Here is an 8,906-nt window from a genome sequence, read left to right on the forward strand (position 1 = left end):
GCCAATCGATGGTGATTGGAGATGAACCTGACCGCAGAGTCCTTGGGGTAGCCCCGGTCCACCAGATACCTCGCCTCCTCCAGGGCTTTTGCCGTTTTTGCTTTTATCGCTTCTCTATTCCAGCCTTCGCCGACAGTCTCACATCCTGGTACAGATCCCGACCATACGAGTCCACTGCCACTACCATGGGACCAAGATCTTCGGCCTCCAGCTCCCAGATGGACTCCGCCATCCCCAGCTCCGGGAAGTGAACAGCACGAATCCGAAGCTGTGATGCAGCCGCCGCACCGCAACCCCCTGGATAGGCAAGATAGACTGCTCTATTCAAGAACGGCTCTCCTGGCAGGCCTCCTTTGCCGATTATGGCCTTCACCCCTAAAGCCAGAATCTCATCGGTATAGCGTGCCATTCGGCCGCTGGTGGTAGGCCCGGCAGAGATGACAGAATCATCCTGAATGATGGGGCCGCAATGATAGAGCGCCGCTCCCTCTAAAGGTACTGGGCTGCCCTGGCGACGGATCAGAGCATGGGCTTTGTCCCGAGCGGTGAACACCTTGCCCTTCAGAAATACTATATCACCAGCGTTTAGCTTTTTCACATCCTCCTGGCAAAGGGGGGTATGGAGATGAAATATGGTCATAAAATCACCTCGGTAGCGCTTCTGTTTGCCCAGCACTGGAAGTTTATGGCCACCGGCAGGGAGGCGGTATGGCATAGAGCCTTCTCGATTCTCAGGCCGAGGACGGTGGTGTCCCCGCCCAGGCCCATGGGGCCGATGCCCAGGTTGTTCAGCCTCTTCATGAGGCTCTCTTCAAGCTTTTTTATCTCTTCAGGTGAGGTGGTAAGGGTGATGCTGCGGTCGGCTCTCTGGGAGGATTCCTGAGAATATGGCTGGATGCGGTGCATATTGAGGAGAGCGTGCTTGGCCAGCCGGGCGGCCAGATCGAAGCTGCCGCCGATCCCTATTCCCAGGAAAAGGGGTGGACAGGCATTGGCTGCCCTTTCCCTGACCGCATCGACGATGAACTCCATTGGATCGTCTGCCGGATTGAGCATCATGACGAGGCTCATGTTCTCAGATCCCGCTCCCTTGGGAAAAGCAGTTATGCTCAGGCTCTGGCCACGGGCCTGGTCCAGGATGATGTCCGGCATCCCGGGACCGGTATTGTCCTTGCTGTTCTCTCTTGTTAAGGGATCGACGGCATTGGGCCGTAGAGGTATCTGAGATGTTGCTCTCCTCACTCCCTGAGCTATGGCCTCCTGAAGATCGAAGTCCAGGTGCAGGTCTTGGCCCATCAGAACATGAAATATGGCCAGGCCCGTATCCTGGCAGATGGGCAGGCCTCTTGATCCGGCAAGGCTAACATTGTCCAGCATGAACTGAAGCTGAGAGCGGGCCAGGGGATTGGTCTCCCTTTCAAGCCCTTCTTTTATTCTCTCCAAGACCCAGGGAGGAAGAGAGGTTTCCGCTCGATATAGGGCGCGAACGGTGGCGTCTGTCACCTGAGTGCTAGTGATCATCTGATTCTCACCCATCTTTTACCCTTCCAACTTCTTGCCCTTCTTTCCCGGCTCGATCTTGATGGGTTTGGACTGCTCGGGAAGGACAAGCCGGGTGACCTTACCCAGAGCCCTCTCCATGGCATCCTTATGCAGGTCTCCGGAGGTGTGGATGCCCCCCGGACCTCCCCTCACTGCGCGACATGGATACTGCTGGCAGAATAGGCCGGTGAGGGATGGTGCCTCAGCCACAGTCTTCCCCACTATGTCTGTGGCGGCATGCCATGTCGCTCCGCAGGGGGAGCCGCGCAAGACGCGCACGCCGCTGATCTTACCGTCCTTTGTCTGGACCTCTAGCTCCGGTTTTCCCAGCTTTTTCGCGAACTGGTCGATCGCCGGGACGCCGCATTCCTCCAGGGTGCAGCAGATCTCATCAACCTCGATGTGGATGTTATGCTCCTCAGCGATCTTCTCCAGCTCAGTGATGGAGCCCGCCCGGCCTATGCCGCCGGGAATGATGACCGCCTTAACCCCTTCTTTTCCTGCCAGGCGGACGATCTCCGGAGTGAGGTCCGGATGAAATGTGTAGAGAATGAGCAGGTCAGCCTGGAAGATTTGCGGGTCTAAATTCAGCTCCCGGACGAACTCCTCCGGATCCTCTATGAATCCCGGCAGGATCTCCGGGACATCAACCGATACCACTTCGAAGTCGGTATGGTCTTTTATGGTCTCTAGAAGGCGTTCGCCGTATTTTCCTCTTTTGATTACCCCAACCAGCATGCAGAAGGGATCGGCCAGCGTATTAATATCCTTGCCGGAGAAGATGGAAGCATGCACCCCGCAAGTTCAAAGAGGCGGTCGGATAGATCGATGGAAGGATCATTGGAGAGATCATTGGAGAGATCATCGGAGAGTTCAATTGAGAGATCGCATGATAGCTCAATTGAGGGATCCCTGAAAGGATCTATCCCAGCGGTGCTCATCGCCGGTACCCATAGCGGAGTAGGCAAGACGACGATCACCTTAGGTCTGATGGCTGCCCTGCGTGCTCGCGGTCTGGTGGTTCAGCCCTATAAAGTGGGTCCGGACTTCATCGATCCCTCACACCATACTGCTATCTGTGGAAGGCCTTCTTTCAATTTAGACCCCTTTATGATGAGCGAGGAGGGTGTTCGTCGCTCCTTTTTCTCGGCTATCGAGGGAGCAGATGTGGCGGTGGTGGAGGGGGTGATGGGTCTATTCGACGGCATGGATGGCACAGAGGTTGGCAGCACCGCTCAGGTGGCCAAGATCCTGGATATACCCGTCCTCCTGGTGATCAATGTGCACGGCATGTCGCGAAGTGCTGCCGCCATGGAGCTGGGATTTGCCAGCTACGATCCAGGGGTGCGGCTGGCGGGGACGATACTCAACCGGGTGGGAAGCAAGAGGCATCTGGATATGCTCAAAAGCTGCCTGGCGAAGCCCGTATTCGGAGCCCTGCCCAGAGATAAAGAGATGGAGATGAAAAGCCGCCACCTGGGGCTGGTTATGGGCTTTGAGAAGGATCATGATCCAGAAATCCTGGCGACATTCCTGGAGGAGAATGCCGATATCGACATGATTCTCACGCTTCCGGGCCAGGCCCGGACGCCCGCGATTTCCGCCTCTATTGAACTGGCAGGGGCAAAGGCAGATGGAAATGGATCGGTGCGAATAGGAGTGGCCAGGGATCGAGCCTTCTGCTTTTATTATCATGAGAACCTCTTAGAGCTGGAGAGGCATGGAGCGGATCTGGTCTATTTCAGCCCTCTGGAAGACCAGCTGCCCGATGTGGAGGGGCTGTATATCGGGGGAGGCTATCCAGAGCTGTATGCCTCTCAGCTGGAAAGGGCTCCTGCCAGGAAGCAGATCAAGAAGGCCTCCGAGGATGGTATGCCCATCTATGGAGAGTGCGGGGGTCTGATGTATCTGGGAGCAGCCCTGGAGTCAGAGGCAGGCTCCTCTAAAATGGCTGGGGCCCTTCCCTGCACCACGTTCATGGAGAAGAGGCTCATGGCCCTTGGCTATGTGAAGGCAGAGGTATCGGAGAGAAATCCTCTGGCGGATGTGGGCAGGAGCCTTCGCGGTCATGAGTTTCACTATTCGCGCTGCATTTGTGATAGAGATGCCCGTTATTGCCTGAAGCTCTCCCGGGGAAAAGGAATCGCTGATGGCCGGGACGGTCTGGTGGAGAACAACACCATGGCTGGATATCTGCACACCCACTTTTATTCGGTATCTGGTAATAAATTCATTGAAAGCTGTCGTGCATACAGGAGGAGTTGAATACGGATATCTGCAATATCTCTTAAAAATACTGCTTTTTTGAGCCTGCTTTGGCTGAGACGACTTGGCAGGGGAAAAGCTCGTTTTTGCTGACCAATTCTCCTATTAGCCCAAGATATACATAATTTTTGTCACGGAAAAGTTTATATTCAATAAAGATTTTCACACGCTAAGTTAGCAAATGGAGTGTAAACTATGAGCAAAATATCAAGCGGATTGGTACTCTTCTCCCTCTTGATGGCTCTGTCGATTGGAGCTGCCTTGAGCGAGGAAGTATTGGATGAGGACCTGAATGCAAGCGAAAACGAATCCACGAACATGACCAATGTAACCAACATGACAAACGTTACCAACATGACAAATGTAACCAATGTGACCATCGAAGCCGAAACCGTTACTGTCACTGAGTCCGCTGAGGAGTAAATCAAAACCCAGGTCAGGAGATTGTGGTTCAGCAGAAACGCCTAAACGGGCGGAAGAGGGGCTATATTCTCCTGCCAATTATTTTTTTGCCCAGAGGCCATAAGCAGCAATAAATTATATTGGCACTATGGACGAATCGAAAGAAGCCATAAGAAAGGCTTATATTTTTCTGCGAATACGTTTTGATTGAGGTATGAATATGAAGTGTACAGGAATGTTGATCCTATCTATGATGCTAGCCTTCTCCGTGGGGCTGGTTTATGCCCAGGATGTAGCAGATATCGCTGCCCTCGCAGATTTGAATGTCACTAACATCACCAATCTCACGAACGCCACCAATGTCACAAATATGACAGCCGTCACCAATGCAACTGCTGCAATAGAGACAATTAATGTCACAGAGGCCCCTGTAGAAGAGGTTCCAGTAGTTGAGACCCCAGTAGTTGAGACACCAGTGGTTGACACCCCAGTGGTTGAGACCCCGGTAGTTGAGATCCCAGTGGTTGACACCCCAGTGAACGAGACCCCAGTGGAAGAGGTCGCTGTCGCTACTGAGACCGCATCAAGGTTCAAGCAGCTCTCTAACTACACCGCTGGCACCTCCATGGTTCTGGGGAAGGCTCTTCCGGGAGGCTATTCTGATGTGGCCACATCCGCAGATCGGGCTGCCGTATTCAGCCGCGATTCTGGAATTCCGGCTCCTTCGGTAAAGGTAACAATCGCCAGAGTAGTTGATACTCCTGGGGACAAGTATGTCCAGGTAGCCAATGAGGCCGTTGGCGAGTGGGATATGACCGGCTGGACGCTGGAGTCTGCAGGAGTTGCCACCTTCGTCTTCCCCCAACTGGTCCTCGAGGATGGCACGTCGATCAAGGTTCATGAGGGAATGGGCGCTGGAACTGCCACAGATATCTATACCAATAGCACTGAGCCCCTCTGGGTCGACAATATCGTTACCTTAAAGGATGCGGCGGGAAATATCTTAACCAGCTATGATGTCACCACTGCTGCAGCAGAGGTAGCAACTGAATATGTCGATCCCTGGAAGGATATGATTCAGTACTAGAGCTTAATGCGGCCATTACGGCCGTAGATTTTTCTTTTGGCTCCTCGCTATTTTGTATGGGCGAACTTGAATCGCTGGTTCTCTGTGTCTCGGTGCCTCTGTGGTGAACCGCTATGCATTGACCCAACCACAGAGACGCAGAGGAAACGAGGCCATATTCTCTGACTTAACTCACCCACATAATTCAGCGAAGAGCCTTTCTTTTTTTCTCATGGCCCGATATAACAGTCAATTTCTCCTCTCCTGCAGATCTCCATTTGTGGAAAGGGAAAGGAGACGCGAGCAGGAAGTCTGAATGCAAAAGATGGTGAAATACTAATCGCCTTTCCCGCATGGGATGATAAAGTCCAAATACGAAAAGGGATAACAGTCAAAAGAATGCTCAAGCTCACCGCTTATGTCTCTGGAAAGGTCCAGATGGCTGGCTACAGGTCGAAGGTAGTAACCATAGCGCGCGTCTTTGGACTCAAAGGATATGTGATGAACCTGTCTGACAGCAGGGTGAAGATCGTTGCAGAGGGCCATGAAGCTGATTTAGAAAGGTTCCTTGAAGCCATCAGGATCAAAAATACCCTGATCGACGTGGAAGAGATTGAGGCAGAATTTTCTGGGGCAAATGGATCTTACGAAGAGTTTTTCAAAGTTGCGGGGGAGAGGGAGACCGACGCCCGCCTGGACCAGGCAGCAGATTATCTCAAAGAGCTGATATCTGCCGTGAGAGAGGGATTCAGAGATAATGGTTCAAAGCTCGATAGTATGGGATCCAAGCTGGATGGCATGAGCTCCTTTTTAAAAGAGATCTCTGGGAAACAGGATCAAATCATCGATAGGATAGACGATGCCAGAGAGGAGATAGTCTCTGAGGTTTGTGGCATGCGCTCGGATTTGAAGAGCCGCACAGAAGAGCGACTGCAGAGGATCGAGAGCGATGTGACGGAGATTAAGGCCAAGATGAGGTCTTAGCAAAATCTCGAAGCTTTGATCAGGGGCAGAGATTGCTATAAGGCTGAGGCCCAAAGAAAGCTGCGAGAGGATGAGCGATTCCGACATCCATTCTACTGGGCCGCGTTCTATATGACCGGGGTATGATCCATTATTGAATCACGGCCGTATGCTATTTGTCGCAGAGATGATAAGGTAGATGTATGCCACTTCATCTCAACAAGCCTGCCCTGCGGGTCTTGGGGATTGCGGAGAGCTTCGAGCGGCCTTGTGCCCTATCCTCCGATCCCGTATCCACAACTCTCTCACCGCCGATGAGTTCCTGGTCCATGCTGGCGGGGGTGGTCATGCGCGCAGACAGAAGGGTGGACGGCCTGGCCTATGCCCGGGCGAGTGTGGGGGGAGACGATGCCACCCGAGCGGTCCTGGAGATATGTCGCCGGCTGGATCGCAGGGATATCAATGCCCTTTTCCTGAGCGGGGCAGCAATAAGCTGGTTTAATATCATCGACCTCGTGGCGGTGTTCGAAGAGGTCAGCCGGCCCCTCATCTGCCTGACCTACGAGGAATCAGAGGGCTTGGAAAAATACCTGCGCGAATATTTCCCGGAACCGGAAGAAAAGATCGAGCGCTACCGTTCCCTGGGCATGCGGGAGAAGATCAGGCTCAAGACGGGCTACGAGCTATTCGTGCGCGTGCACGGGGCAACGGTGGAAGAGGCGAGAATTCTCTTAAATAAGTTCACACTGGATGGCAGGGTGCCGGAGCCGGTTAGATTGGCCCGAATGGCAGCCCGGGCAGCGCGCAAGGTTGAGGAGGAATTAGCTTCCGGCAGCGAATAGCAGCCTGCGATCCAGTGGATAAACCAGCGATAACAGCCTTGATGGCTTAATGGCGATATGCTGGCAGGAGGCATTCTGCCAACTTTGCTGCTCCTGCCAGGGCGGCAAGACAAGTCCCCACTCTCCTACCGCTCAATAGTCGATTCTCTCCGAAGTTAATAACTGTTTTTTTCATGTAGAGCTTATGTAGGTCTGATATAGGTTATTTTTTCAATTAAAAATTCAGGACCAATGGCCGAGCTGCTTCACCCTTCGATTTCACAATAGTTAATTCCTGAAGGATCTTTTTGATGGTGATAACTATACAGTGCGGGCTTTTTGGACCGAATCCTTTTTCTACAGAAAAAATATTATGAGGAAGTATGTGCAAGTCATACAAGCCAGGCAAGTTATTGAGGAGCGCCCGCTACCTTTCATGTATCATGGCGATCCTCATTCTTATGCTATTGTGTTATTTTCCTGCCGCAGGCCTTACCGATCTGGACTGGAGGCTGGGTAGCTCGAAGTACTCCCAGGGGTCGGTCAGCGATGAGGCGGCATTTCACGGGTCGAACTGCGCAGACCTGTCTGTGGACAATAAGGGCACTACCGTCCGGGCGCGAATTTATCTGGATGAGCCCATGGCCATAGAGGACATCGATAGGATGAGTATGTGGGTGAATCCGGGAGCTGGGAATGGAAAGGTTCAGATCGAGTTCTATATGGATGGTGATGAGAGCGGTGCCTACGAGAGCAAAGACCCTCAGGATGCAAGGATTCGCTCCATTAGCCGGTCGTGGTCGGATCTGGGATTCTCCCACGGCCAGTGGAATGAGCTGGATGGCTTTGACCTCGAATTTGAGAAATATGGCAATAAGAACTTCCCCCACGGCGGCCTAGAGGATTTCAAAGAATGGCTAAAAGGGCATGAGGTATTGCATATCTATATCACCCTCTATAAAGATTCCAAAGCGCCGGTGACCTCGGCCTTCATCGATTACATAAGAATTGGCGATGAGATCATCAGCTTCGAACCCCTGGAGGAAGAAGACGTCAAGTATGGCCCCAAAAGCGCGGCCGCCGGAGGGAAGATCACCTATACCATCACCTATGGGAACAACGATTTCCAGCCCGTTGACATCGTGGTCAGGGAGAATTACGACCCGAAGACAGTCTTCATCGAATCCCAGCCAGCGCCCGATCCGGGCAGCAACAACCGCTGGACCATCCCCGCCGTAGCTCCAGGCAAGCACGGCCAGATCAAGATCGTCATGAAGACAGTGAAGCCCGCAGCTAAGGCTGATATAGAGGGCACAGTCTCAGGCATAGGTCTTTCCTCAACCCGTGGCATGCTTTCAACAGAATTTGAAAGGTACATCATCACCAACAGCGTCCAGATCCTGGCGGGCAACCGCAGCTACTCGGCCTCTCTGGACACGGCGATAAAGCCGATAGTCGGCTCGACACTGGCTTACGGCGAGCATGGCTCTGGCACCTATCGAGCGGAGGAGGAGCTGGACTATAGATCTTCGAGCATATCCGCTGACCGTAGTGTTTCTGCCTCTCAATCCCCTTGCACGCTCAACCTCTCCCATCGCTCGATTGCCCTGGATGAGAGCTGGTCTGCCGATGTGCGGGCGGAGAACGATTACCGGGATCTGGGCTGGATGGACAGATACCATGAGGCAAGCTGGATCAATCTGAGCTACAAGACAAAGCTGGGAAAATCGCTATCATATCTGGAGACCTCTGCCCAGGTGAATGGCACTGCCGATCGCATGGCGGCATGGCAGGGCGGCTTCATAGACCAGCGGCTTATTGGCAACTTCTCTATGGATGGGAAGGCT

At 53.1% G+C, this 8,906-nt stretch carries 10 protein-coding genes; 6 read left to right on the top strand and 4 right to left on the bottom strand.

Translation table 11 applies throughout. The features are described from left to right. From BP822_RS12955 to BP822_RS09195, 4 genes are all read right to left on the bottom strand, one after another. Nucleotides 1-107, bottom strand: a 107-nt coding sequence (locus BP822_RS12955) for a DUF434 domain-containing protein (RefSeq protein ID WP_394339429.1), incomplete at its 3' end; no start/stop codon positions are given. Beyond that, nucleotides 104-640, bottom strand: coding sequence for a FumA C-terminus/TtdB family hydratase beta subunit (locus BP822_RS09185; protein ID WP_286878178.1), 537 nt, complete (start codon nt 638-640; stop codon nt 104-106). The genes BP822_RS12955 and BP822_RS09185, both read right to left, overlap by 4 nt. Then, a complete protein-coding gene (locus BP822_RS09190) occupies nt 637-1,521 on the bottom strand; it encodes a fumarate hydratase (protein WP_273278551.1) in 885 nt (294 codons plus the stop codon). Before BP822_RS09190 ends, BP822_RS09185 begins: the two co-directional genes overlap by 4 nt. Before the next feature lie 18 nt (nt 1,522-1,539). Next, nucleotides 1,540-2,280, bottom strand: a complete 741-nt coding sequence (locus BP822_RS09195; RefSeq protein WP_273278549.1) for a DUF166 domain-containing protein — start codon at nt 2,278-2,280, stop codon at nt 1,540-1,542. Between the two features lie 90 nt (nt 2,281-2,370). On the opposite strand from BP822_RS09195, the gene BP822_RS09200 reads away from it, so the two are divergent. The 6 genes from BP822_RS09200 to BP822_RS09225 form a co-directional block, all read left to right on the top strand. After that, the gene (locus tag BP822_RS09200; RefSeq protein WP_286878179.1) at nt 2,371-3,807 is read left to right on the top strand and encodes a cobyrinate a,c-diamide synthase; all 1,437 of its coding nucleotides are present in this window, start codon (nt 2,371-2,373) and stop codon (nt 3,805-3,807) included. 195 nt (nt 3,808-4,002) lie between these two features. After that, a complete protein-coding gene (locus tag BP822_RS09205; RefSeq protein WP_273278547.1) occupies nt 4,003-4,230 on the top strand; it encodes a hypothetical protein in 228 nt (75 codons plus the stop codon). Between the two features lie 199 nt (nt 4,231-4,429). Further along, on the top strand, nt 4,430-5,296 hold the full coding sequence (locus BP822_RS09210; RefSeq protein WP_273278546.1) for a lamin tail domain-containing protein: 867 nt from the start codon (nt 4,430-4,432) through the stop codon (nt 5,294-5,296). A gap of 378 nt (nt 5,297-5,674) precedes the next feature. After that, nucleotides 5,675-6,259 (top strand): acylphosphatase, encoded by a 585-nt coding sequence (locus tag BP822_RS09215; RefSeq protein ID WP_013720328.1) that lies wholly within the window; start codon nt 5,675-5,677, stop codon nt 6,257-6,259. Between the two features lie 182 nt (nt 6,260-6,441). Then, nucleotides 6,442-7,080: a DUF99 family protein gene (locus BP822_RS09220; protein WP_013720327.1), complete on the top strand. Its 639-nt coding sequence runs from the start codon at nt 6,442-6,444 to the stop codon at nt 7,078-7,080. A 362-nt stretch (nt 7,081-7,442) separates the two neighbouring features. After that, on the top strand, nt 7,443-8,906 hold a 1,464-nt coding region (locus BP822_RS09225), incomplete at its 3' end, for a hypothetical protein (RefSeq protein WP_276620038.1).

Origin of the sequence: Methanosaeta sp. UBA458 (assembly GCF_002496085.1) — an archaeon.
GTDB classification, from domain to species: Archaea; Halobacteriota; Methanosarcinia; order Methanotrichales; family Methanotrichaceae; genus Methanothrix; species Methanothrix soehngenii.